A 24,207-nucleotide genomic window follows, 5' to 3' on the forward strand; every position below is an offset into this window, starting at 1 on the left:
AGCGATGAAAGCGGATCACTTGATCGAAATGGCGAACCAGATAGGCATGTTCTTCGACTCGCTGCCCGATCGCGACGAAGCGCTCACGGGCATCGCGGAGCACATCCGCAAGTTCTGGGAGCCGCGCATGCGCCGCACGCTGCTCGCGGCGCTCGACGGCGAAGGCGAGCAAGCGGGCTTCACGGAAATCGTGATGGCCTCGCTCACGAAGCATCGCGAGGCGTTGATGCCCGCGGCGGCTTAAGCCGTGCCGGCCGTGCCGTTGCACGACGCGCACGGCGCCGCCGGTTTGCTCAGACCGCCGGCGGTGCCTGCGCGAATCCCGCTGCCGCGTACCACGTCTCGCAATGGCGCAGCAGCGCATTGAGGTCCGACGCGGGACGCCCCCGCGCGCCGATATAACCGTCGGGCCGCACCAGATAAAAGCCGGGCCGCGTGCGACCGTACGCTTCGCTTAGCGAGGCTGCGCCCTCGCCCGCCAGCGGCGTCTCGCCGTTGGCGAGATCGGCGATCCACCAGACCCGCAGTGCTTGCGGAAACAGGCGCTCGACGGCTTCGACGAAATGCTTGAGCGCCGCTAACGCCTCCGCGCCGTTTCTTGCCGCCGTACCCGCGGATTCGGCATCGCCCTCCACCAGCAGAAACAACGAGAAGCACGCCGGGTCGTGCAGATCGAAGATGCGCCCCTTGCCGGGCGCCTTGCCTAACGGACCGTCCACCACCCGCACGAAAGCGTCAGGGGCACGCTCGCCCGCGCGCGGGCCGCCGTCCAGCACGCGCTCGAGCGTGAGCGGGCTGCGGCGATACTGGATCGACAGCTCGCTCACCGCCTGACGCGCCGCGTCGCGCAGCGGCCCGAGCGCGACGAGCGCCGGCATCACGCGCTCGCGCAGCAGCTTGAGCGGGCCGTGATCGGCCTCCACCAGTTGCGTCATGAAGCTCGTCTGCTGCAGCACGAGCCGCTCGATCGGGTAGCGCTCCGCGTGATAGGTGTCGAGCAGGCGCTCGGGTGCGCCGCGCGCGTGCACACGCGCGATCTTCCAGCCCAGATTGAAGGCTTCCTGAATGCCCGTGTTCAAGCCCTGCGCGCCTGCGGGGCTGTGCACGTGTGCGGCGTCGCCGGCGAAGAACGTGCGCTCCACGCGCAACTGCCGCACCATGCGGCTGTTCACGCTGAAGTACGAAGCCCAGCCCATGTCGGAAACGGACACCGGGTGGTGCACGCGCTGCAGGATGATGTCGCGACATTCTTCCAGCGTGGGCACGGGCATCGCGCCTTCCGGCGCGGCGGGCAGCATCGCTTTGTGGTCGGCGATCAGGCGGTAGCGGCCGTGGCCAAATGGAAAAAGCGCGGCGAGGCCATCGCCCGAGGCGAAGATGTGAAACTCGTCGTCGGACCAGGGTGTGCTCGCGCTCAGGTCGGCGAGCAGAAACGATTGCGCCATCGTCTCGCCATCGAACTTCATGTCGAGGCGATGGCGCACGGTGCTATGGGCGCCGTCGGCAGCAATCACGTAAGCGCAGCGCAGCGACTCCACACGCCCGTCGGGGCGGCGCACTTCCGCGCTTGCCCCTGCCGATCCCTGGGTGTACTCCAGCAACTCGCAGCCGCGCTCGATCTCCACGCCGAGCGTTTCGAGATGCCCGGCGAGAATGCGCTCGGTAACGGTCTGTTCAATGAAGAGCAAATAGGGATAACGTGTGAACAGCGGATCGAAATCGAGACGTGCACGGCGCTGGCCGTTCGAATAAAGATTCGCGATATGCGCGCGATGCCCAAGCTCGAGAAACGGCTCGACGACGCGATGCTGCTCGAACAGTTCGAGCGTGCGCGCCTGAATGCCGAACGCGCGCGAGTGGCGTCCTGGCTGTGGCGCGCGATCGATCAGCCGCACGGGGATATGCGCGCGCGCAAGACTCATCGCGGCGGCGAGCCCGGTGGGTCCCGCGCCCACGATGAGCACGGGCGCGAGGGAAGAAGCCACGGCCATGCAGACCTCCATGCGCTCGACACGATACGTAGTGTATCGCCCGCGCCTCAAGCGGTCGCGCGGCAGCGCATCAAAAGCAGCCTGAGTGGCGCGACGCGTCGCGCTGCAAATTGCCGCGCTTCAGTGTGCGTGCGGATGGCCGCTGCGCGGCATGTCCAGCGCACAGCGATGCTCACTCGTACCGAGATCCACCTGCAGCGTGACGTGCCTCATGCCGAAGCGCACTTCGAGCGACTCGACCATCCGATCGAGGGCGGCGTCGCCGGGGTGCCCGGCCGGCATCACGAGATGCGCGCTGAGCGCACAGCCCGTGGTCGAAAGCGCCCAGACGTGCAGGTCATGCACATCGACTACACCCTCCTGCTGGGAAAGGAAGCTGCGCACGCGCACGATGTCGACGTTCTCGGGCACCGCGGCGAGAGCCAGCCGCACCGACTCGCGCAACAGCCCCCAGGTGCCATACAGAATCACGAGCACGACCGCGATGGACATGAGCGGGTCGATCCAGCTCCAGCCGGTCGCGAGAATCAGCAAACCGCTCACGGCCACGGCGGCGGACACGCCGGCATCGGCCGCCATGTGCAGGAAGGCGCCGCGAATGTTCAGGTCGTCCTTTTGCCCGCGCATGAACAGCCACGCCGAAAAGCCGTTGACCACCATGCCGATGGTCGCCACGACGAACACATCGAAGCCTGCGACCGGCGCGGGATGGAGCAGGCGGCCAACCGCCTGCGCGAGGATCGCGCCGCACGCGAGAAGGAGTAACGCGGCGTTGGCGAGCGAGGCAAGAATCGACGAGCTGCCGAAGCCGAACGTGAAGCGCGCGGATGGGCGGCGCGTGGCAAGCCCCGCGGCGCCCCAGGCGAGCAGCAGGCCGAGCACGTCGGAGAGATTGTGGCCGGCGTCGGCGAGCAGCGCGGTGGAATGCGCAAGCACGCCGTACACCGTCTGTACGACGACGATGAATACGTTCAGCGCGACGGCGATGGCAAACGCGCGGCCGTGCCCCGCGACGGGCGCATGATGATGGTGATGGTGGCCGTGAGCGTGGTCATGGCCGTGCGGCGCGTGGACGCCGTGCGTCCCGGCATCGACGTGCGCATGGCCGTGATCGTGGTCATGCGCGTGCTCGTGGTCAGCGGCACTCATGCGCCCTCCTGCCATTGCGCCGAAGGCTCAGCAACATGTTCCAGCATGCCGGCGATCATCGCGCTGATATGCGCGTCCGCGGCAGCATAGAACACTTGCTTGCCCTCGCGTTCGGCGCGCACGATGCGCGCGGCGCGCAGGAGCCGCAGATGGTGGCTCACGAGCGAGGGCGACAAACCGAGCGTGTCGGCGATCGCCCCTACGGCGAGCCGATCCTGAACGCAGGCGAGCACGATACGCAGGCGCGTAGCGTCACCGAGCAAACGAAAGAGGTCGGCGAGCGGGACGACGCGCTCGTCGTCGGAAACTGGGGTCACGATTACACCCAACACATATGAACAGATGTTCACATGTTAGTTCAGCAACGGATTCCAGTCAAACTCGGGCGAACTTCGGGAGCGGGTCCGCGAGTGTGGGAAAATGCCGCCTTTGCGTCTCGATCGTTTTGCTTCTTCAGTCATGGAACAGCTTTTTGTCCGCGCGTACGCCGCACATCGCGACGGCCGGCTGGACGACGCCGAGCGCGACTACCGCGCGACGCTCGCCGCCGATCCCGTGCACGTCGATGCGCTGCATCTGCTCGGCGTGCTACGGCATCAGCGAGGCCAGCACGCCGAGGCGGCGGACCTCGTGCGCCGCGCGGTCGCCTTGCGCCCCGACGACGCCGCGCTCCAGCTGAACCTGGGCAACGCGCTGAAGGCGCTCGGCGAACTGGAGGGCGCAATCGAGCGCTTTCGCAACGCCCTCACGCTCGCGCCCGCTTTTGCGCTCGCGCACTACAACCTCGGCAACGCCTACGCGGCGATCGGTCGCCACGAGGACGCGATGTACGCGTTCGGCCAGGCCGTGCGCCTGCAGCCGGGCGACGCCTCGTCGCACAACAATCTCGGTAACGCGCTGCATGCGCTCGGCCGCCATGCCGAAGCCGCCGACTCGTTTCGCCGCGCGCTGAAAATCCGCCCGGGCCACGCCGGGGCGCACAACAATCTGGGCATGTCGCTCAACGCGCTCGGCGACAGCGCAAGCGCGGTCGAACACTTCCAGAAGGCGCTGCGCGTGCAGCCGCGCTTCGTCGCCGCCCATTTCAATCTTGCGAACACGCTCGATGCGACCGGCCATCACGGCGAGGCTGTGACCGCCTTCGAAATGGCGCTTTCGCTGCAGCCCCACTTCCCGCCGGCCCTCTTCGGACTCGGCAATGCGTTTGCCGCGCTCGGCCGCCATGACGAAGCCATCGGACCCTACGAGCGCGCGATCGGCTTCGATCCGAAGTTCGCTCTCGCGTGGCTCGCGCTCGGCGTGGCGCATCACGCAATCGGCCGGCATGCGGCCGCGCTGCGCGCTTTCGACGAGGCGCTGCGGGTACGGCCCGATCTGGCCGCCGCGCATTTGAATCGCGCGCTCACGTGGCTCACGCTCGGCGACTTCCGGCGCGGACTGCCCGAGTACGAATGGCGGCTTGATCCGGCCGCGCGCGAGGAAGCCTACGCTAACGCACCACGCGGCGCGGGCTATGTACCTTCGCGGCCGGCGAACGTACAGGTTGGATCCATTGCGCCGCGCACGCCGCACAACACGCTGCCGCGCTGGCACGGCGAGCCCCTGGACGGTCGCACGCTCCTGATCGAAGCCGAACAGGGTTTCGGGGACACGCTTCAGTTCGTGCGCTTCGTGCCGCTCGTCGCGGCAGCCGCGGCGCGCTCAGGCAACGCGCGCGTCGTGCTCGAAGTGCAACGCGCGCTCGTTCCGCTCATCGCGCCCGCCGCCGAATCCTGGCGCGTCACGCTCGTCGAGCAGGGCGCACCGCGCCCCGCCGCCGACCTGCACTGCCCGCTCCTCTCCCTGCCGCTTGCGCTCGGCACGAGCATCGACACACTGCCCGCGCGCACGCCCTACCTCAACGCCAGCCCCGCCTACGGGCGTAAATGGCGCGGCTCGCTGGGCGGCCAGGCGCGCCGCAAAATCGGACTCGCGTGGTCCGGGCGCATCCAGAAGCACGAAAACCGCGCGATTGCGCTCGCCGCGCTCGAACCGCTCTTTGCGCTCGAAGGCATCGACTGGATTGTGCTGCAACCCGAGCTCAGCGCAGCGGAACACGCGGCGCTCGACGCGCATCCGCGCTCGCGCTCGATCCACCGCCTTGGCGGCAAGCTGCAGGATTTCGCGGATACGGCGGCCGTCATCGAACGGCTGGACGCCGTCGTGTCGATCGACACCTCGATTGCCCACCTCGCGGGCGCGCTTGGTGCGCGGCTCTGGGTCATGCTGCCGTTCGCCGCGGACTGGCGCTGGTTCGCGGATACCGACGAAAGCCCCTGGTACCCGCGCACGCGGCTCGTGCGCCAGCCGCGCCCGCATGCATGGGCGGACGTCGTGGAGACGGTCGCGCGCGAGTTGCGCGACGCGTGAGCGACACAATCAGCGGCACAAAAAAACGGGGCGCCTGAGCGCCCCGTTTTTATTGCTTTCCTGGCGAGACGACCACTTCGCCCAATCAAGCCGCCTTGTACTGATTACGCGCTTCCGGCGTGCGATAGAGCACGAGCGTCGCAATGAGGCCGCACACGCCCGCCACGCCCATCACCGCCCCCGGCGCAGCCTTGTTGCCGCTCACGTGGATGAGGTACGTCGCGATCGCCGGCGTGAAGCCGCCAACCGTCGTTGCGAGGCTGTAGGCAAGCGAGAAGCCGGCAGTGCGCACGTCGGCGGGCATGACTTCCGTCAGCGCCACGACCATCGCGCCGTTGTAGCAGGCGTAGAGGAATGACAGCCACAGTTCGACGGTGAGCAGACGGCCGAACGACGGCTCGACCACGAGCCACTGCACCGCCGGATAAGCGGTGAGGATCGTCAGCACGGTGAAGGTGATCAGCATCGGGCGGCGGCCCACACGGTCCGAAACCGCGCCGGAAACCGGCAGCCAGAACAGATTCGACAAGCCGATGCAGACCGTCACGATCAGCGTATCGAGTTCGTTCAACCTGAGCACTTCCTTGCCGAAAGTCGGCGTGTAGGCCGTGATGAGGTAGAACGACACGGTGGTCATGATGACCATACCCATACCGGCGATCACGACGCCCCAGTTCTGCACCATCGACGCCATGATTTCGCCCATCGACGGACGGTGCTTTTTCTTCGCGAACTCCTCCGTTTCCTGGAGCGAGCGACGAATGATGAACAGGAACGGCACGATCAGGCAGCCGATGAGGAACGGCACGCGCCAGCCCCAGTTCGTCATTTGCTCGACGGGCAGCAGGCGATGCAGCAACACGCCCAGCAGCGCGGCGAACACCACGGCGACCTGCTGGCTGCCCGACTGCCACGAAACGTAGAAACCCTTGTTGCCCTTGGTCGCGATCTCGGAGAGATAAACCGAGACGCCGCCCAGTTCCACGCCCGCCGAGAATCCCTGCAGCAGGCGCCCGATCAGCACGAGCGCCGGGGCGAGTATGCCGATGGTCGCGTAACCAGGCACGACCGCTACCGCGAGCGTGCCGAACGCCATCAGGCCAAGCGTGAGCATGAGGCCCTTGCGGCGGCCGTGATGGTCGATATACGCGCCGAGGACGATGGCGCCGAGCGGACGCACGAGGAAGCCCGCGCCGAACACGGACAGCGTGAGCATCAGCGAAGCGAACGCATTGTCACTCGGGAAGTAGGTCCGGGCGATCGCCGAAGCGTAATAGCCATAGACCATGAAATCGTACATTTCCAGGAAGTTGCCGCTGACGACGCGGAAAACGGTCCGGAACTTTGATTCGCTTGGGGATGCGTGGGACGCGGTAGACATGACACTCTCTGAAGAGACTGCCCGCGGCGCCAGTACGGCTCGCGGAACAGTGAAAAACAATCACCCGCGGTAAAGCGAGAGTCGCGCGGGCGCGCGCGCGGGCATTTTATTGTGCGGTACGCGCCGGGAGCCAGATATTCGGGCATTTCCTTAAAAGAGGCTAGTAAAAAGCGTCAACGCACGCCATATCTTTCATATCTATTACTTTTTTCGTTCTAAATGCTTTCGCAGATGGCGAGCCCGCCGCGAATGTCCTCGATTGGGGCACAATACTTCGCAGCAGGGCTCGGCGCGCGGCCCCCGACGCACGCCTTGATCCGGACGTCCACACGTCATCCATCCGCATGGCCCCAATCCCAACCCTCACGCTACGCCCGGCCACCGTCGCCGATGCGCCCTTGCTCGCCGCCATGCATACCGCAAGCTGGCAGGCCACGTATCGCACGCTGCTGCCCGCCGCGTTTCTCGAACGCGAAATCGACGCCGAGCGCTCGGCCTACTGGCGCGCACGCATGGAGGCCCCAGGCGGCGAGAGGCGTCTCGTTCTGATCGCCGAGCTTGCATCCGGTGCGCCCGTTGGCTTCGTGTGCGTCGAACGCCAGCCGGGCTCCCCTTGGGGCGTGCTGCTCGACAATCTCCATGCGCTGCCCGCACATCAGGGCATCGGCGTGGGCAAGCGACTCATGCGAGCGGCACAGGATTGGGCGCGCGCGCAGGGCGAGACGCAGCTTTACCTGTACGTGCTCGATGGCAACACGCCCGCCATCGCGTTCTACGAGCGCCAGGGCTGGACCTACTCGGGCTCGGAACCCGACCGCATGGGCGGCATCGATATCACGGCACTGCGTTACGTGTACCGGCTCGGCGGCGAGTGAAGCCCGCGCCAGGCCCAGCGCAAAGATCTCAAGCGTTTAAGACATATCCGATAGATCGACGGAATGGTGGCTGCCATCATTCGCGCCATCCCTTTAATTTCATGCGCCGCAGGCGACCCAGCAACACGCGCCGCCGATGACATTGCCACCCGGCGCCGGCGCCTAACCGGGGTTGCGAGAGATCAATGTCAACATTTCCATTCGTTCAGGTCGAGGGCGCGCTCGCGTTGCCGCACATTCGCCCGCTCGCCCGCTTGCCTGCGTCGTTTGGCCGGGAATGGGCGCTCACGCCTCCGCATTTCAGCCTGCGCACCGAACTGCGCGCGCTCTATGCGGCCATCATGCGCACGGTTTGTCTGAGCGCCGAAGCGTTTCGTGCGGCAGTCGGCTGGGGCAACGATCACAGCCCGATTCCGCAGCCGCCCAGGCCCGTTGCCGCGCCTGTCGCGCGTGCTCCTTCCGCTGTGTCCGTTGCGCGGGAAACCGCCGGTAATCCGCCGGCCGGTCGCACTGCAAACGCGCGGAGCACACCTGAGGTCTCGCCAGACCACGCGCAAAATCACATGCCGCCGTTCCAGCAACGCAAGCTCACAGGCGGTGCGGTTGCGATTGGCGGCGCCGCCCTGCTCGCATGGATCGTCGCGAGTCATGCACCGCACGATACGACAAGCGCAACTGGCACGGCGACCCCACACCCCAATGCGAACGCAGGCCAAGACATCTCGCAGCGCCTTGCCGAAGCGCGCGTGCAGCACGAGCGCGTTACCTCCGGCGCGGTGGCTCTGCCCAGCGCTCCTGCGCCTACGCCTGCCGCGGTCTTGCCGCGCACGGTGGAAATGCCGGTGCAAGCGCCCCAAACGACAGTCGCCGATACTCGCAAGCCTTTGCAGGCCGTGGCGCCACCCCACGCGAAAGCTGATTTCAGCATGCGTGCGCACGCGCAGCCCGCATCGTCGGCGAGACTCGTCCAGCGCGAAGCGCGCGGCAACGAGCGTGCGGTCAAGCGCGGAAGTGGTCAGCGCGTTGCAGAGCGCGGTACGAACCCACGCCGCGACATCCGTGCATTTGCGCCATATCGCGAAGCGGCTCCGGTGACGTCGCATCGCACACATGGCGCCTACTCGGAAGCGCAAGGCTATTCGTCACGGCAAACCGGCGCGAATCCCGCCGACGAATACGCGTCCATCCTCTCCTATGCGAAAACGTACGCCCCGGCACACGTATCGAATTCGCCTGCCGTGCCTGTCGATAGTACGGAATGGGTGAATCACGTTTCGCAACGTCGCATCACCGAGGTGCCGGACCGATTCGCAAAGTAACTCGAGGGTCCGCCCGCTGTTGCACCAGAGAAAAAGCCCGGCGTTTGCCGGGCTTTTTGCTGTTTGCAGGAGACGCGCTCCACCATCGGAGCAGAAAACCGCGACGCAACGCTCAGCGCGGTGCCCCGGGCAGGCCTGCCTCCGTTGCGCGCTGCAGTGCGTCCACTTGCCTCTGCAGTTCGCGCAATTGCGCCTGTGCCTGGGCCTTCTGCGCATTGAGCGCCGCTGCGTCGCCCTGCGCCTGGCGCTGGTAGTCGTCGACTCGCGCCTGCTGCGTGCGGGCGATGGCGAGATCGGCCTGCAGACGGCGTGCGCGTTCTTCAGACATCGCGATCACGCGCTGGATGAACGCCTTCTGCGCCTCGAGCTCCGTACGGCGTATTTCGACCTGGGAAAGCTGCACGGTTTGCCGCACGAAGTCTGCGTAGATCGCCTCTGAACGTGCTTCGTCCTGCGAACGGATCACGCGCCAGAAGTGCTTGTCCTGAAACAGCACGACGTAGTACGTCATCTCCGGCGGGTAGAAGAAGAGACTCGCGCCATAGCTGGCGTTATAGGTCGTACGCAGTTCAACGAGCTGGGCGTCGTGAATCAATTGCATCAGCGTGGCAACGTCGCCTTGCACGGCGCCGGCGCTGGCCTGCTCGTCCGCGTTGGCCATACCGCTCTGCGGCGGCAGCGCACCGGCCGGCTGCGGCGTCATACTGCCAAGCGAGGGGCGGCTACCCGCCAGCGGCACACGCTCTCCAACCGCGCCAGACATGTCGGCCGCGTTCGCCGCGCCGGCCGGCATGCCGGCCCATGCCGTCGTGCCCTGCTGGAGCAGCATGAGCGCTGCGGCGCTGAGCATCACACGACGCAACGTGATTGAGTGCTTCATACCTGCCTATTCCATTCAGGATTCTCAGTAACCCTTCATTATCGCCGCCGTGAAATCTCAAAAACGACGTTTAAATTTGGATAAGCAGCAGACTCGATAGATTAGGATGAATCTTACGTAGAGAGGCCACCACTCAAGAACAGGGGTGCAAGGCACGTAGGACCCCAGGAAGATGGCCGAAATGAAAAAACCGCGCGCAGGTTGCGCGCGGCCAGAACGGGGTGGCTGCGGGTTGTGACTGGTTGCTCTAACGCGTTGCGTTTCGCCCGTGGTTTGCAGTCAAAAGCGCGTTTCGCGTGCGGCTCGCAAGAAGGTGTCGAGCAGCGGCGTGCAATCGAGCAGTTCGGGTCCGCCCGCGCGATGGAACTCGGGGTGCCACTGCACGCCCACGACAAACGGCGAGCGCCGGTAACGCACCGCCTCGATGAGCCCGTCGCCCGCCGAAACAGCCTCGACGGTCAGGTCGCGCCCGAGGTTCTTCACGGCCTGATGGTGAATCGAGTTGACGATCGCCTCGCGCCGCCCGGGGAACATGGTCGCGAACGTCGAGCCTTCCGGGAACGTAACCGAATGGCGATGCTGGTCGTAATGCTCGCTCACGTGCACGCCGGCTGTCGGCACGTCCGACGCGATGTCCTGATAGAGCGTGCCGCCAAACGCCACGTTGATGAGCTGGCAACCGCGGCATACGCCCAGCACCGGCTTGCCCGACTCGACGAATTCATGCAGCAGTTCGAGCTCGTACATGTCGCGTACGCGATCGCCCGGCCATTCGGGGCGCGGCGAGATCTCCGCATACGTCTGCGGCGAGACGTCGGCGCCGCCCTGAAGCAGCAGGCCGTCGAGATGCTTCGCGTAATCGCGTAAGCGAATATTGCTCGGATGCAGCATGCCCTCGTGTCCGACCGTCGGGATCATGAACACGATGACGCCCCGGGACATGACCCAGTGGGCGATCGATTCCTCCAGGTATTGCAACGTCTTGCCACGTAGCCCTTGTGCGCCCGGCTCCGGGTGGAAGATCCGCGCCGAGACGCCAATGCGCAGCGTGCGCTGCGTGATGCGCTGACCGGCGCGATCGAACAGCTGCCGCGCACGCGCCGCGACGATACGGCCGAACACGGCCCACGCCGAATCGCTCGCGCGCAGATAGCGCGGCGGTTCCGGCGGAATGGCACCGGGCGGTGGCGGGTGATGTGCCGTGAAGTCAGGCGCCTGGCCAAAGCCAGCGGGCGCAGCACCAGGACGTTGCGGCGCAGCAGAGGTTGCCTCCTCGCCAGTGCTCGCCGGTTCGGTATGCGGAGCCGGCGCGGGCGCCGACTTGCCGGCCTCGGCGGTTTCCTCGATCGGAATACTCGGCGTGGTGCCGGCCGGCGCCTGCTTCGGCCGCTCGCCAGCCGCGGGAGCCGCTGCCGCCTCGCCCGAGCCCGGCGTGACGGTCGAAGCACTTTCGGGCGCATCGGTCGAAGCGCGTTGTGCGGCTTCGCCAGTGGACGAAGCGGAAGTCGATGCAGAGGGAGAACTGGCGGGAGGAGAGGACGAGGGGGCGCCGGCAGGACCGGCATCGGCAGGACGGCTTGCGCCGTCAGGGACCTCAGGGTGGTCTGATTTGTTATCGCTCATGACGTAGGGTCAGGCGCGCGGCGCGCGAACGAATGAACAAGATTTGATTATCCGTCGCGCGGCACATCGCCGCCACCCCCGTGCACAATTGCTCACATCCTGTCACACATGAGTCGGTTCAAACGGGCGTGCGAAGCGCGTCACTTGCCAAGCGCTTGCTCGCTGAAGCCCGGTCAAAGCCAGGCCAGGATCAGCTCAGGCATCCGGCCGTTCGTCGAAGGTCTCGCGCAACGCGATCTGCATCGAAGCGTGGATCTTCACGCACCAGCGCCACAGCAGCATGGTGAGCGCCGCGGCGCACACCAGCACGCCGACGAGGAAGCCGGTGGGCGGCAGGATCGTCCCCGAAAGCGCCGCAACGAGCAGGAACACGCCGAACATCGACACCACAGGCACCAGTTCCGCAATCACATGACGGATCGCGCGCGTGAAGCGCCCTGCCTTCTCTGGCTGCACGCTCACTTCGGCGAGCAGGAGCGCGAGCGACTGCGTCTTGCGCCAGACCGCCACGAGAAAGGGCATCGCGAGCACGAGCGCGGCACTCCAGAGCACGACGCGCTGAATGCGCTCGTCGCCGATCCAGTGCGCCAGCAACGGCGCCGCGTAGCGCGCGCCATAGGAAACGCCGATGAAGATCGCCGAGACGAGCGCGAGATTCACGGCAATCTGCACGACGATACGCTTCGTGAGCGAAAAGATCGTCGGGCCGTCCGAACGCGGTACGAGGCAGCGCAGCCATTGGCTGTACATGCCGAACACGTTCGAGACGGCGGGCGGCATGGCGCGCGCGAGGCGCTGCGAGAGCGGGTCCGCAATGCGGATGAGATATGGCGTGGTGAGCGTCGTAATGGCCGAGACGGTCACCGCGATCGGATAGAGGAACCCGCTCGTCACCTTCAGCGTGAGACCGAGCGAGGCGATGATGAACGAGAACTCGCCGATCTGCGAGACGGTCATGCCTACGCGCATGGCGGTGCGTCCGTCGCGGCCCGCGAGGAACGTGCCGAGGCCGCACGACACGAGCTTGCCGAGCACCACGGCAATCGAGATCACGGCGATCGGCCACGCGTAATCGACGAGGACGAGCGGGTTGAGCATGAGCCCGATCGTCACGAAGAAGATGGCGGAGAACGCGTCGCGCAGGGGCGCCACGAGATGCTCGATGCGATGCAGATGCCGCGACTCGGCCATGACCGCGCCGATCAGGAACGCGCCGAGCGCGATCGAATAGTCGAGCTTCACGACAAGCAGGCAAAAGCCGAAGCAAAAGCCCAGCACCGAGACGAGCAGCATCTCGTCGTTGCCCACGCGCGCGATGTAGCCGAGCACGCGCGGCACGATCAGGATGCCCGCGAGCAGCGAGACCAGCATGAAGAGCAGCAGCTTGCCGAGCGTAATGAGCGCGATGCCCGGCGAGAGTTCGCCTGTTTGCGCAATGCCGCCCAGCAGCACGAGCATGGCGATGCCAAGAATGTCCTCGACGATCAGGATGCCGAACACGAGCTGCGCGAACGGTTCGCGCTTCACGCCGAGATCGGAGAGCGCCTTCACGATAATGGTCGTCGAGGAAATAGCGAGAATCGCGCCGAGGAACAGCGAATCCATCGTGGCCCAGCCAAACGCGCGGCCGATCTCGTAGCCGATCCACAGCATCAGCACGATTTCCGAAAGCGCCGCGACGATGGCGGTCGCGCCCACCTGGAAGAGCTTGCGCAGGCTGAACTCGAGCCCGAGCGAGAACATCAGGAACACCACGCCGAGTTCGCCCAGCGTCTGGATCGTCTGCTCGTCGTGAATGAGCTGGAACGGCGGCGTGTACGGCCCGATGATCACGCCCGCCGCGATATAGCCGAGCACGACCGGCTGCTTCAGGCGATGAAACAGCACCGTGACGACGCCCGCGAGCGCCATCACGACTGCCAGATCCTGAATGAAGCCGATTCCCTGATGCATGAAGGTCTTTCCTTACAAATTGCTATCGATTTGCGCATGTTACCCGATGCGCGGCGTGAGCCAAATCGCACGCAAGGAAAAAAGCCGACCTACAATGATGCGACCCTTGCAGGCAATGCCCGCCCGCGCCGCAGCGCATCGACCGAACCTTCTGCCGCCATGACATCCGCATCCACCGCTTTTACGCCGTTCCCGCCCCTTGCCCAGCTCGGCGCCGATCTCGCCGCAGGCCGCACGACGAGCCGCGCGCTCGCCGAAGCCGCGCTCGAGCGCATCGCCGACCCGGCCGGCCAAGGGGCGACCGTCTTCACGCACGTCGACGCAGAGCGCGTGCGCGCCGCCGCCGACGCGCACGACCGCCTGCGCGCGGCCGGCACCGTACTGTCGCCGCTCGCGGGCATCCCCGTCTCGGTGAAGGATCTGTTCGACGTGGCGGGCGAAGTGACGCGCGCGGGCTCCACGGCGCTTGCGAATCGGGCGCCCGCGCGGGAGGACGCCGTCGCCGTCGCGCGGCTGCGCCATGCGGGCGCGGTGCTGGTCGGCCGCACCAATATGAGCGAGTTCGCGTTCTCGGGGCTCGGCCTGAATCCGCACTACGGCACGCCGCTCTCGCCCTGGCATCGCGGCGTGGCCGGCGACGCGCGCGTGGCGGGCGGCTCGTCCTCGGGCGCAGCCGCTTCGGTCGCGGACGGCATGGCCGCCATCGCGCTCGGCACCGACACCGGCGGCTCCATCCGCATTCCCGCGGCGTTCTGCGGCCTCACAGGCTTCAAACCCACCGCGCGGCGCATTCCGAAAACGGGCGGCGTGCCGCTCTCCCCCACGCTCGACTCGTTCGGCCCGATCGGCAACACGGTGGCGTGCTGCGCGCTCGTGGACCGCGTGCTCGCCGGGCTCGCGCCGCATGTGCCGGCCGCGCGCCACCTCGAAGGCGTGCGCCTTGGCGTGCTCACCAACTACGTGACCGATGGCGTGGACCCCGAAGTCGCGGAGACGATCGATACGGCGCTCAAGCATCTGGACGCGGCCGGCGCGATCGTGAGCGAAGTCCGCTTTGCCGCTTTCGAGCGCCTCGGCGAAATCAACCGCATCGGCTTCTCGCCGATGGAAGCGTACGCGTGGCATCGCGAGCTGATTGCGAAGCATCGCGACCAGTACGACCCGCGCGTGCTCGTGCGCATCCTGAAGGGCGAACACGCCACGGCCACCGACTACCTGGATCTGATCGCCGCGCGCGCGGCGGTGATGGAAGAAGCCCAGACCACGCTCTGGTCGCGCTTCGACGCCGTGATCGCGCCGACTGTGCCGATCGCGCCGCCGCCCGTCGCCCCACTCACCGACGACGACGATGTCTTCGCGCGCACCAATGCGCTCGTGCTGCGCAATCCGAGCGCATTCAACTTCCTGGATAGCTGCGCGCTCTCGCTGCCGTGCCACCATTACGGCGCGGCGCCCGTCGGGCTGATGCTCGCCGCCGCGCCCGACAACGACGACGCGCTGCTCGCCATTGGCCGGGGCGTCGAAGCGGTACTCGCGCCGTTGCGCTGACCTGGGCGCAAATCGCTCAATCAACCCCTGCGCGCGAGCAAGGACACGTCCGCGCCGCGCGCAACCTTCGCGCTAGAATCCCGTCACGCCGTCGCAGCCAATAAAAGACGCCAGAGCGGACGCCAGAGCGCTGCGCCAGACAACCCGAACGAACGAGCCAATAAAAGAGCCTCATGAACGACGATAACGCGCTGTTGCGCCGCGAGCGCAGCCTGCTGGTCCTCCTTGGCCTGATCTGCCTCGCGCTCCTCGCCGGCGCCCTGTACTTCCAGTATGTCGAGCATCAGGACCCGTGCCCGCTGTGCATCCTGGGGCGCTACTTCCTGATTCTGATCGCGGTCTTCGCCTTCCTCGGCGCGCGCATGACGAGCTGGCGCGGCGTGCGCGTGCTCGAAGCGCTCGTGGTGCTTTCAGCGGCAGGCGGCGCAGTCGCGGCCGCGAAGCTCGTCTGGGTGCAGGCATTCCCCAGCTACAGCTGCGGTTTCGACACGTTGCAGCCCATTGTCGACAGCCTGCCGTTCGCGCACTGGCTGCCCGGCGTGTTCAAGGTGCAGGGCCTTTGCGAAACCACCTATCCGGCGACGCTTGGCTTGACCATGCCGATGTGGGCGCTGCTCGCGTTCATCGTCGCGTTTCTGGCGGTGATGCTGAGCCTGTGGCGCAACCGGCACCGCCAGGTGTCGTGGCCCGGCATCCGCCGCTGAGCGGCTAATGGGCATGGCGCGCACGCGCCCTGCCTGCCCGAACCCCCGCGCCACATCCGCCGCCCAGCCATCGGGCGGCGCGTCCCGCCAGCACGATTCGAGCGCGAGCCGTGCACGACAGCCTCGAATCACACACAACTCCCGCATTTTCACGGCCGCCCAAGCGCAATTGCCGCATGCGACGCCTGCGCACCGCCATACGCTCTGTGACGGCTTCATGACCCAAGTCACATAACCCCCATCTAGCGAGGGAAATACTTTCCTGCGGCGAGCAGTGCTATCTTCGGAACTGGATGGCGATCTACGTGCGCGAGGCCGGTGTTGGCGCGCCCCTCTCGTAACGCGCGCCTGATCCGCAATGTCCCCGGGTTCACCATGACAACGCAAACCATCCGCTTCCTCCACCGAGGCGCCGTGCACGAAGTGCGCGACCTGCCTCCCACGCGCACGGTGCTTCAGCATCTGCGCGAGGATCTGCGCGCCTGCGGCACCAAGGAAGGCTGCGCGGAGGGCGACTGCGGCGCCTGCACCGTCGTCGTGGGCGAACTCGACGGCGATGGCCATCTCGCGCTCAAGGCCGTCAACGCCTGCATCCAGTTCCTGCCTACCCTCGACGGCCGCGCGCTCTACACCGTCGAAGATCTGCGCCAGCCCAACGGCGCACTGCACCCGGTCCAGCAGGCGATGGTCGATTGCCACGGCTCGCAGTGCGGTTTCTGCACGCCGGGTTTCGTCATGTCCTTGTGGGCGATGTACGAGAACCAGCCAGCCGGCGCAGGCCTGCCGACCCGCGAAGAGATCAACGAGGCGCTCTCGGGCAATCTGTGCCGCTGCACCGGCTACCGGCCGATCATCGAAGCCGCGCTGCGCATGTTCGACGAAGCCTGCCACCCGCGCGTGGCGCTCGATCGCGCTGGCGTCGAAGCCGAGCTGCGCGCGCTGCAGCGTACCGGCACGTTCGAATATCACGGCCCCGACGCGCGGGGCGCCGCGCACGGCGAAAGCACGTTCTACGCGCCGCGCACGCTCGAAGCCTTCGCGGCACTGCGTGCCGCGCATCCCGACGCGCGCGTGCTCGCAGGCAGCACCGACGTCGGCCTCTGGGTCACCAAGCAGTTCCGTGACCTCGGCGACCTCATCTACACCGGCAACGTCGCGGAATTGAAGTCCGTTTCGCGCGACGCCCAGACGCTCACGATCGGCGCGGCCGTCCCGCTCGAAGAGGCCTACGCGGCGCTCGCCATCGACTACCCGGAACTCGCGGAACTGTGGGCGCGTTTCGCCTCGCTGCCCATTCGCAATGCGGGGACGCTCGGCGGCAACGTCGCGAACGGCTCGCCGATCGGCGACTCGATGCCCGCCCTGCTCGCGCTCGACGCCACGCTCGTGCTGCGCCGCGCGACGCGCGTGCGCACGCTGCCGCTCGCGGCGTTCTACACGGGTTATCAGAAGAACGCGCTCGAAGCGGGCGAGTTCGTCGAAGCGATCCGCGTGTCCCGCCCCGCGCCGGCACTGCGCTTTCGCACCTACAAGGTCTCGAAGCGCTACGACCAGGACATTTCGGCGGTCTGCGCCGCGTTTGCACTCGACGTGCGCGAGGACGGCACCCTCGCGAGCGCGCGTATCGCCTACGGCGGCATGGCAGCAATCCCGCAGCGCGCCGCGCACGCCGAGGCCGCACTCAGCGGCGCCCGCTGGGACGCAATCAGCGTTCAGCGCGCGATGGATGCGCTCGCCACCGACTTTCGGCCGCTTACGGACATGCGCGCGAGCGGTGCGTATCGTCTGAAGGTCGCGCGTAATCTGCTGTGGCGCTGCTGGCTCGAAACGCGCGAGGACGCGCCCCTCGCGCTGTGCGACGTCAACGCGTTCGCCTTCGCCGATGGCGACGACGAATATGCCCAGGATGGCCAGGACAACGCAGCCGCCGGAGCCACGCCATGAACGATCAAGCTGAACCGCTCGTCATGCGCGAGGAACTGCGCGATGAGCACGCCCACGAGCGCGCGCTCGGCGCGCCGCTGCCGCACGAGTCGGCGGATGCCCACGTGAGCGGCGAAGCGCGCTACACCGACGACATCCCCGAACTGCACGGCACCGTGCACGCGGCGCTCGGCCTTGCGCGCCATGCGCACGCGCGCATCGTCGCACTCGATCTGGAACGCGTGCGCTCGTCGCCGGGCGTGGTTGCGGTGCTGACTGCCGCCGACATCCCCGGCGAGAACGACTGCGGCCCGGTCGTGCACGACGATCCGGTGCTCGCAAGCGACGTCGTGCAGTACCTCGGGCAGCCCGTGTTCGCGGTCATCGCCACGAGCCACGAACTCGCGCGCCGCGCGGCCGCGCTCGCAGCAAGCGATGATGTCGTACGTTACGAGCCGCTGGAACCCGTGCTGAGCATCGAGGAAGCACGCAAGCGCCAGCATTACGTGCTGCCGCCGCTGCGTCTCATGCGCGGCGCACCCGACACAGCGCTCGCCGCCGCGCCGCATCGCCTCGCGGGCACGTTCGCCGTGGGCGGCCAGGAGCAGTTTTATCTCGAAGGCCAGGTGGCCTACGCGCTGCCGCAAGAGCAAACGGGCATGCTCGTCTACAGCTCGACGCAGCATCCGAGCGAGATGCAGCAGGTGGTCGCGCATCTGCTCGGCTGGCCCGCGCACCGTGTGAGCTGCGAATGCCGCCGCATGGGCGGCGGTTTTGGCGGCAAGGAATCGCAGTCGGCGGTGTTCGCTTGCGTTGCCGCGCTGGCGGCGCACAAGCTGCAGCGCCCCGTGAAGCTGCGCGCGGATCGCGACGACGACTTCATGATCACCGGCAAGCGCCACGATGCGCTGTACACCTACGAAGCGGGCTACGACGACGAAGGACGGCTCCTCGGCGCACGCGTGGAAATCGCGCTGCGCGCGGGCTATTCCGCCGATCTTTCGGGCGCGGTCGCCACGCGCGCGGTTTGCCACTTCGACAACGCCTACTATCTTCCGGACGTCGAAATCGTCGCGCTCTGCTGCAAGACGAACACGCAGTCGAACACGGCGTTTCGCGGCTTCGGCGGCCCGCAGGGCGCGCTCGTGATGGAGGTGATGCTCGACGAAATCGCGAGAACGCTGGGCCGCGATCCGCTCGATGTGCGGCGCGCGAACTACTATGGCATCGGCGAGCGCGACGTCACGCCATACGGCCAGCGCGTGGAGGACAACGTGCTCGCGCCGCTCACCGACGATCTGCTCGCGTCGAGCCGCTATCGCGACCGCCGTGCGGCCATCGCCGCGTACAACCGCACGAGCCCCGTGCTCAAGCGCGGCCTTGCGCTCACGCCCGTCAAGTTCGGCATCTCGTTCAACGTGCCGCATCTGAACCAGGCGGGTGCGCTCGTGCATGTGTACCGTGACGGCTCCGTGCTCGTGAACCACGGCGGCACCGAAATGGGCCAGGGGCTCAACACCAAGGTCGCGCAGGTCGTGGCGGGCACGCTCGGTTTGCCGCTCGCGCGCGTGCGCGTGAGCGCCGCCGACACGTCGAAAGTGGCCAATACGTCGGCGACGGCGGCATCCACGGGCAGCGACCTCAACGGCAAGGCCGCCGAGGACGCCGCGCTCACGATTCGCGCGCGCCTTGCGGCGTTCGCGGCGGCACAATACGGCGGCGCGCCCGAAAACGTCGCGTTCGAAGACGGCCTCGTGCAGGCGAACGGCAAGGCGATCGCTTTTGCCGAATTCGTCGAACTTGCGTATATGAAGCGCGTGCAACTGTGGTCCGACGGCTTCTACGCCACGCCCAAAGTGCATTGGGACGCGCGCACGCTCACCGGCCATCCGTTCTACTACTTCGCCTATGGCGCGGCGGTATCGGAAGTGGTCGTCGATACGCTCACCGGCGAATGGAAGCTCGTGCGCGCCGACGTGCTGCACGACGCGGGCCAGTCGATCAATCCGGCCATCGATCTCGGCCAGGTGGAAGGCGGCTTCATTCAGGGCATGGGCTGGCTCACGACCGAGGAGCTTTGGTGGAACCGCGACGGGCGGCTCATGACGCACGCGCCGTCAACGTACAAGATCCCGGCGGTGAGCGACACGCCAGAGGCGTTCAACGTGAGGCTCTATCGCAGCGGCGGCAACGACAATGTGGAGCCGACCGTGTTCCGCTCGAAGGCCGTGGGTGAACCGCCGCTGCTTTTGCCGTTCTCGGTCTTTCTCGCGATTCGCGACGCCGTGGGCGCGGCGGTGCCCGAGGCGCGCGAGGCGGCACCGCTGCGCGCGCCCGCGACGCCCGAAGCGATTCTCGACGCGCTGGACGCGCTGCGAGCGCGCGAACCCGCGGCGCTTCGCGCGCTCCAACCGTGAGGCGCGGTCGAAAAGGCCACGAAGATTAACCGGCGGCACAGGCAGGAACGTGCCGCCCAGTAGGGAGAACCGCCAGATGCAAACCTGGCTTTCCGATCTGCAGCAACTGCTCGCGCACGGCGACGCCGCCGTGCTGGTCACCGTTGCGCGCGTCGAGGGATCGGCGCCGCGCGAGGCCGGCACGAAGATGATCGTCACGCGCGAAGCGGCCCGCCACACCATTGGCGGCGGCCACCTCGAATGGAAGGCCATCGAAATCGCGCGCCAGGTGCTGCGCGACGGCATGCGCACCCCGCACGCGCGGCGCCTCGAACGCCTCGCGCTCGGGCCGAGCCTCGGGCAGTGCTGCGGCGGCGCCGTGGTGCTCGCATTCGAGCGCCTCGACGTGGCCGACCTCGGCTGGCTCGCCACGCTCGCGCGCCGCCTCGCGGCGGGCACGTCGACCGTGCGTAGCGTATCATTCCGCTCCTCGCGGAACGGGAGCCCCGAGGGCGAAGGTACCGTAGCCGATCCGGCCATGCTTTCCGAGCCGGAGCCGGGCGTGGAAGCGCCCGACTGCCTGCTTTGGGAAACGGGCGGCGCGCTGCTCCTGACCGAGACGATTGCGCCGAACGACTTTCCCGTCGTGCTGTTCGGCGCGGGTCATGTGGGCGCGGCGCTCGTGCGCGTGCTCGGCACGCTGCCTTGCCGCGTGCTATGGGTGGACGAGCGCGATGCCGCGTTTCCGACGCCCGAGGCATTCGCGCTGCTGAACGCGCCCAATGTGGCGATCGACGCCAACGACGCGCCCGACGAAGCCGTCGACACCGCCCCGCCCGGCACGAGCTTCATCGTGATGACGCACGATCATTCGCGCGACCTCGATCTCGCCGAGCGCATCCTGCGCCGCGGCGACTTCGTGTTCTTCGGCATGATCGGCTCGCACACGAAGCGCAAGCAGTTCGAGCACCGGCTCGCCGCGCGCGGCATCGACCCCATGCAGATCGCGCGCATGAACTGCCCGCTCGGCGTGGACGGTATCGTCGACAAGTCGCCCGAAGTCATCGCCGTCTCGGCCGCCGCGCAACTGCTGCAGGCCATCGAGGCCGCGAAGCTGGCGAGCGCGGCGCATGCCCCGGCAATCCATTCCGCGTGATGTCAAACACTGAAGAACCCATAAGCGAATCGAACCGAACATGACGATCACGATCCCGGCCAACCTCGCCGCCAACACCGCCGCGAGCGCAACGGCTCTCGTCGAAAAGGCTGCCAACGCGCCGAAGGCGGAACTGCACATCCACATCGAAGGCTCGCTCGAGCCCGAGCTGATCTTCGCGCTCGCGCAGCGCAACAACGTGAAGCTCGCGTACGACTCGATCGATGCGCTGCGCGCCGCCTACGCGTTCACCGATCTGCAGTCGTTTCTCGACATCTACTACGCAGGCGCGAGCGTGCTGCTCACGGAGCAGGACTTCTACGACATGACGATGGCGTACTGCGAGCGCGCGCTCGCAGACAATGTCGTGCATACCGAAATATTCTTCGATCCACAAACGCACACCGAGCGCGGCGTGCCGATCGAAACCGTGGTTGCGGGCATCGACCGCGCGCTCGCCGACGCCGAAAAGCGCGGCCTTTCGAGCAAGCTGATCCTGTGCTTCCTGCGCCACCTGAGCGAATCCGATGCACTCGCCACCTTCGACGCCGCGCAGCCGCTTTTCGCGCGCTATGCGCGCCTGATCGGCGTGGGCCTCGACTCGTCCGAGCGCGGCCATCCGCCCTCGAAGTTCGAGCGCGTGTTCGAGAAAGCACGCGCGTTGGGCCTGAAGCTCGTCGCGCATGCGGGCGAGGAAGGTCCGCCCTCGTACATCTACGAAGCGCTCGATCTGCTCAAGGTCGATCGCGTCGATCACGGCGTGCGCAGCATCGAAGATCCCGCGCTCGTCACGCGTCTGGCCGACACGCGCGTGGCGCTGACCGTGTGCCCGCTCTCGAACACCAAACTGTGCGTGTTCGACGACATGACGCAGCACACGCTCAAGGCGCTGCTCGACAAGGGCGTGGCAGTGACCGTCAATTCCGACGATCCCGCCTACTTCGGCGGCTACGTCAACGAGAACTACCGCGCCATCATCGAAGCGCTCAAGCTCGACGACGGCGAGGTGTACACGATCCTGCGCAACGGCTTCGAGGCGTCGTTCGTGACGCCCGAGGAACGCGCCGCGCTGATCGCGAAACTCGACGCGAACTGGAATCGCGCGACGGCTTAAGCGTGACCTGATAAGCGAACAAAAACGCGGACTCGTCCGCACAGCAAGCCCCAGCCCGGGCTGTCACACGAATCCGGTCCAGCGCGCAAGCGCCGGACCGCGGGCCCTCTCGCGCCTCGTTTTCAGGAGCGGCGTGCGTCATGTGGGCATGCATTGGACGAATACCTGAATTTATCGGAGACGAAGTTCCCATGACTCAATCGGCTTACCGCGCAAAACTGTTGACGTTCACCGGCGACCCCGCGCAATCGTCCGACGCCGCTGTCTTTGACGAAGACGGCGTCGTGATCGTCGAAGACGGCCACGTGGTCGCCTCGGGCGCGTGGTCCGCGCTCAAATCGCGCGTGAGCGAAGGCGCGACGGTTCACAATCTGCGCGACAAGCTGATCGTGCCGGGTTTCATCGATACGCACATCCACTATCCGCAGACCGACATGATCGCGTCGCCCGCGCCGGGTCTGCTGCCGTGGCTGAACACCTACACGTTCCCGACCGAGCGCGGTTTCGAAAATGAAGCGGTGGCGCAGGACACGGCGCGCTTTTTCGTCGATGAACTGCTCGCCTGCGGCACGACCACGGCACTCGTGTATTGCACCGTGCACAAGCAGTCCGCCGATGCGCTCTTCACCGCGAGCGAAGCAAAGAACCTGCGCATGATCGCGGGCAAGGTGCTGATGGACCGCCATTGCCCCGAGTTCCTGCGCGACACGCCGCAAACGGGCTACGACGACAGCGCCGAGCTGATCGAGCGCTGGCACAACCGCGGGCGCCAGATGTACGCGCTCACGCCGCGCTTCGCGCCCACCTCGACGGAAGCGCAGCTCGAAGCGTGCGGCGCACTGGCGAAGGCGCACGGCGACATCTTCATCCAGAGCCACGTGGCGGAAAATCCGGATGAAGTGAAGTGGGTCAAGGAACTATTCCCGGGCCATCGCAGCTACCTCGACGTCTACGATCACTACGGACTCCTGCGCAAGCGCGCGGTATATGGCCACTGCATCTGGCTCGACGACGAAGACCGCCGCCGCATGGCGGATACGGGCGCGGTCGCCGCGCACTGCCCGACTTCGAACCTGTTCCTCGGCAGCGGCCTGTTCGACTTCGACAAGGCGGGCGAATCGTCGATGCCCGTCACGCTCGCCACCGACGTGGGCGGCGGCACCTCGTTCTCGATGCTGCAAACGATGAACGAGGCGCACAAGGTCGCGCGCATGGGCGGCCATCACCTCACGGCCACGCGCATGTTCTGGCTCGCCACAGCGGGCGCGGCCCACGCGCTCGATCTCGCCGACAAGATCGGCACGCTCGCGCCCGGCAGCGAAGCGGACTTCGTCGTGCTCGATGCACAGGCCACGCCGCTGCTCGCGCGGCGCACAGCGCGCGCCGAATCGCTGGAAGAACTGTTGTTCGCGCTCGCCCTGCTCGGCGACGACCGCGCCGTGTTCGAGACCTACGCAGCGGGCAAACGCGTGCACAGCCGCGACGGCGCGAACCGCTGAGAGCCCCGCCCGGCGCGGGTTGCAGGGAAAGGACGCATGTTATAATTCGCGCCTCATTGGGGAGTAGCCGCCTCGCATCGCGCCACAGCGCCGCGGCACGGGTCTTCGGATCTCAGGCTTGCCGCGCGCGAATTCGCGGGGGCGTCCGTCAACAGACTTGGCCTGCACGGCCATGGCGGACGCAGCCTTTATCCCGGGCCTGGCGAGACCGATGACCCATGACCGCCGCAAGAGGGCCCGGCGGATCGTGGGTCGTCGCTCGCACACATCACGGCCCGAGGATCCAC

General features: G+C 66.8%; 18 protein-coding genes and 1 riboswitch. Of the genes, 11 read left to right on the plus strand and 7 right to left on the minus strand.

Going from position 1 to position 24,207, the window contains the following annotated elements:
* The first annotated feature begins 4 nt into the window (after positions 1 to 4).
* Positions 5 to 244, plus strand: a complete 240-nt coding sequence (locus tag FAZ97_RS10330; protein ID WP_158758347.1) for a formate dehydrogenase subunit delta — start codon at positions 5 to 7, stop codon at positions 242 to 244.
* A 49-nt stretch (positions 245 to 293) separates the two neighbouring features.
* Here FAZ97_RS10330 and FAZ97_RS10335 read toward each other — a convergent pair whose 3' ends face one another.
* The 3 genes from FAZ97_RS10335 to FAZ97_RS10345 all read right to left on the minus strand — a co-directional run bounded on the left by FAZ97_RS10335 (position 294) and on the right by FAZ97_RS10345 (position 3,457).
* A complete protein-coding gene (locus FAZ97_RS10335) occupies positions 294 to 1,991 on the minus strand; it encodes an FAD-dependent monooxygenase (protein WP_158758348.1) in 1,698 nt (565 codons plus the stop codon).
* Between the two features lie 120 nt (positions 1,992 to 2,111).
* The gene (locus FAZ97_RS10340; protein WP_233271570.1) at positions 2,112 to 3,140 is read right to left on the minus strand and encodes a cation diffusion facilitator family transporter; all 1,029 of its coding nucleotides are present in this window, start codon (positions 3,138 to 3,140) and stop codon (positions 2,112 to 2,114) included.
* Positions 3,137 to 3,457, minus strand: coding sequence for an ArsR/SmtB family transcription factor (locus tag FAZ97_RS10345; RefSeq protein WP_233271571.1), 321 nt, complete (start codon positions 3,455 to 3,457; stop codon positions 3,137 to 3,139). The genes FAZ97_RS10340 and FAZ97_RS10345 overlap by 4 nt, the downstream gene beginning before the upstream one ends.
* A 142-nt stretch (positions 3,458 to 3,599) precedes the next feature.
* On the opposite strand from FAZ97_RS10345, the gene FAZ97_RS10350 reads away from it, so the two are divergent.
* Positions 3,600 to 5,549 (plus strand): tetratricopeptide repeat protein, encoded by a 1,950-nt coding sequence (locus FAZ97_RS10350; RefSeq protein WP_158758350.1) that lies wholly within the window; start codon positions 3,600 to 3,602, stop codon positions 5,547 to 5,549.
* 85 nt (positions 5,550 to 5,634) lie between these two features.
* Here FAZ97_RS10350 and tcuC read toward each other — a convergent pair whose 3' ends face one another.
* Positions 5,635 to 6,930: an MFS transporter gene (tcuC, locus tag FAZ97_RS10355; protein WP_158758351.1), complete on the minus strand. Its 1,296-nt coding sequence runs from the start codon at positions 6,928 to 6,930 to the stop codon at positions 5,635 to 5,637.
* Between the two features lie 344 nt (positions 6,931 to 7,274).
* On the opposite strand from tcuC, the gene FAZ97_RS10360 reads away from it, so the two are divergent.
* The gene (locus FAZ97_RS10360; protein ID WP_158758352.1) at positions 7,275 to 7,805 is read left to right on the plus strand and encodes a GNAT family N-acetyltransferase; all 531 of its coding nucleotides are present in this window, start codon (positions 7,275 to 7,277) and stop codon (positions 7,803 to 7,805) included.
* Positions 7,806 to 7,990: 185 nt separating this feature from the next.
* The gene (locus tag FAZ97_RS10365) at positions 7,991 to 9,124 is read left to right on the plus strand and encodes a hypothetical protein (protein WP_158758353.1); all 1,134 of its coding nucleotides are present in this window, start codon (positions 7,991 to 7,993) and stop codon (positions 9,122 to 9,124) included.
* A gap of 112 nt (positions 9,125 to 9,236) precedes the next feature.
* On the opposite strand, the gene FAZ97_RS10370 is transcribed toward FAZ97_RS10365, so the two are convergent.
* From FAZ97_RS10370 to FAZ97_RS10380, 3 genes are all read right to left on the minus strand, one after another.
* Complete coding sequence (locus tag FAZ97_RS10370) at positions 9,237 to 10,004, minus strand: DUF2968 domain-containing protein (protein ID WP_158758354.1); 768 nt, start codon at positions 10,002 to 10,004, stop codon at positions 9,237 to 9,239.
* 279 nt (positions 10,005 to 10,283) lie between these two features.
* Positions 10,284 to 11,627, minus strand: coding sequence for a gamma-glutamyl-gamma-aminobutyrate hydrolase family protein (locus FAZ97_RS10375; protein ID WP_158758355.1), 1,344 nt, complete (start codon positions 11,625 to 11,627; stop codon positions 10,284 to 10,286).
* Between the two features lie 195 nt (positions 11,628 to 11,822).
* Positions 11,823 to 13,580: a cation:proton antiporter gene (locus FAZ97_RS10380; protein WP_158758356.1), complete on the minus strand. Its 1,758-nt coding sequence runs from the start codon at positions 13,578 to 13,580 to the stop codon at positions 11,823 to 11,825.
* A 159-nt stretch (positions 13,581 to 13,739) separates the two neighbouring features.
* Here FAZ97_RS10380 and FAZ97_RS10385 point away from each other — a divergent pair, with 159 nt between their 5' ends.
* The 7 genes from FAZ97_RS10385 to guaD all read left to right on the plus strand — a co-directional run bounded on the left by FAZ97_RS10385 (position 13,740) and on the right by guaD (position 23,920).
* Positions 13,740 to 15,128, plus strand: coding sequence for an amidase (locus tag FAZ97_RS10385; RefSeq protein ID WP_158758357.1), 1,389 nt, complete (start codon positions 13,740 to 13,742; stop codon positions 15,126 to 15,128).
* Between the two features lie 173 nt (positions 15,129 to 15,301).
* Positions 15,302 to 15,832, plus strand: coding sequence for a disulfide bond formation protein B (locus FAZ97_RS10390; protein ID WP_158758358.1), 531 nt, complete (start codon positions 15,302 to 15,304; stop codon positions 15,830 to 15,832).
* A gap of 375 nt (positions 15,833 to 16,207) precedes the next feature.
* Positions 16,208 to 17,776: a xanthine dehydrogenase small subunit gene (gene xdhA / locus FAZ97_RS10395; RefSeq protein WP_158758359.1), complete on the plus strand. Its 1,569-nt coding sequence runs from the start codon at positions 16,208 to 16,210 to the stop codon at positions 17,774 to 17,776.
* Positions 17,773 to 20,172: a xanthine dehydrogenase molybdopterin binding subunit gene (gene xdhB / locus FAZ97_RS10400; RefSeq protein WP_158758360.1), complete on the plus strand. Its 2,400-nt coding sequence runs from the start codon at positions 17,773 to 17,775 to the stop codon at positions 20,170 to 20,172. Before xdhA ends, xdhB begins: the two co-directional genes overlap by 4 nt.
* Before the next feature lie 76 nt (positions 20,173 to 20,248).
* Positions 20,249 to 21,307: a xanthine dehydrogenase accessory protein XdhC gene (gene xdhC, locus FAZ97_RS10405; RefSeq protein WP_158758361.1), complete on the plus strand. Its 1,059-nt coding sequence runs from the start codon at positions 20,249 to 20,251 to the stop codon at positions 21,305 to 21,307.
* A gap of 40 nt (positions 21,308 to 21,347) precedes the next feature.
* Complete coding sequence (locus tag FAZ97_RS10410; protein ID WP_158758362.1) at positions 21,348 to 22,421, plus strand: adenosine deaminase; 1,074 nt, start codon at positions 21,348 to 21,350, stop codon at positions 22,419 to 22,421.
* Positions 22,422 to 22,612: 191 nt separating this feature from the next.
* Positions 22,613 to 23,920, plus strand: a complete 1,308-nt coding sequence (gene guaD, locus FAZ97_RS10415; RefSeq protein ID WP_158758363.1) for a guanine deaminase — start codon at positions 22,613 to 22,615, stop codon at positions 23,918 to 23,920.
* A gap of 35 nt (positions 23,921 to 23,955) precedes the next feature.
* A riboswitch (yybP-ykoY riboswitch) is annotated at positions 23,956 to 24,158 on the plus strand.
* Positions 24,159 to 24,207: the final 49 nt, after the last annotated feature.

The organism is Paraburkholderia acidiphila, from assembly GCF_009789655.1.
In the GTDB taxonomy this organism is placed as follows: domain Bacteria; phylum Pseudomonadota; class Gammaproteobacteria; order Burkholderiales; family Burkholderiaceae; genus Paraburkholderia; species Paraburkholderia acidiphila.

Excerpts from the sequence above, each read along its gene's own strand:
- FAZ97_RS10330 (WP_158758347.1), top strand. The coding sequence starts at position 5 with ATGAAAGCGGATCACTTGATCGAAATGGCGAACCAGATAGGCATGTTC.
- FAZ97_RS10335 (WP_158758348.1), bottom strand. The coding sequence starts at position 1,991 with ATGGCCGTGGCTTCTTCCCTCGCGCCCGTGCTCATCGTGGGCGCGGGA.
- FAZ97_RS10340 (WP_233271570.1), bottom strand. The coding sequence starts at position 3,140 with ATGAGTGCCGCTGACCACGAGCACGCGCATGACCACGATCACGGCCAT.
- FAZ97_RS10350 (WP_158758350.1), top strand. The coding sequence starts at position 3,600 with ATGGAACAGCTTTTTGTCCGCGCGTACGCCGCACATCGCGACGGCCGG.
- tcuC (WP_158758351.1), bottom strand. The coding sequence starts at position 6,930 with ATGTCTACCGCGTCCCACGCATCCCCAAGCGAATCAAAGTTCCGGACC.
- FAZ97_RS10360 (WP_158758352.1), top strand. The coding sequence starts at position 7,275 with ATGGCCCCAATCCCAACCCTCACGCTACGCCCGGCCACCGTCGCCGAT.
- FAZ97_RS10365 (WP_158758353.1), top strand. The coding sequence starts at position 7,991 with ATGTCAACATTTCCATTCGTTCAGGTCGAGGGCGCGCTCGCGTTGCCG.
- FAZ97_RS10370 (WP_158758354.1), bottom strand. The coding sequence starts at position 10,004 with ATGAAGCACTCAATCACGTTGCGTCGTGTGATGCTCAGCGCCGCAGCG.
- FAZ97_RS10375 (WP_158758355.1), bottom strand. The coding sequence starts at position 11,627 with ATGAGCGATAACAAATCAGACCACCCTGAGGTCCCTGACGGCGCAAGC.
- FAZ97_RS10380 (WP_158758356.1), bottom strand. The coding sequence starts at position 13,580 with ATGCATCAGGGAATCGGCTTCATTCAGGATCTGGCAGTCGTGATGGCG.
- FAZ97_RS10385 (WP_158758357.1), top strand. The coding sequence starts at position 13,740 with ATGACATCCGCATCCACCGCTTTTACGCCGTTCCCGCCCCTTGCCCAG.
- FAZ97_RS10390 (WP_158758358.1), top strand. The coding sequence starts at position 15,302 with ATGAACGACGATAACGCGCTGTTGCGCCGCGAGCGCAGCCTGCTGGTC.
- xdhA (WP_158758359.1), top strand. The coding sequence starts at position 16,208 with ATGACAACGCAAACCATCCGCTTCCTCCACCGAGGCGCCGTGCACGAA.
- xdhB (WP_158758360.1), top strand. The coding sequence starts at position 17,773 with ATGAACGATCAAGCTGAACCGCTCGTCATGCGCGAGGAACTGCGCGAT.
- xdhC (WP_158758361.1), top strand. The coding sequence starts at position 20,249 with ATGCAAACCTGGCTTTCCGATCTGCAGCAACTGCTCGCGCACGGCGAC.
- FAZ97_RS10410 (WP_158758362.1), top strand. The coding sequence starts at position 21,348 with ATGACGATCACGATCCCGGCCAACCTCGCCGCCAACACCGCCGCGAGC.
- guaD (WP_158758363.1), top strand. The coding sequence starts at position 22,613 with ATGACTCAATCGGCTTACCGCGCAAAACTGTTGACGTTCACCGGCGAC.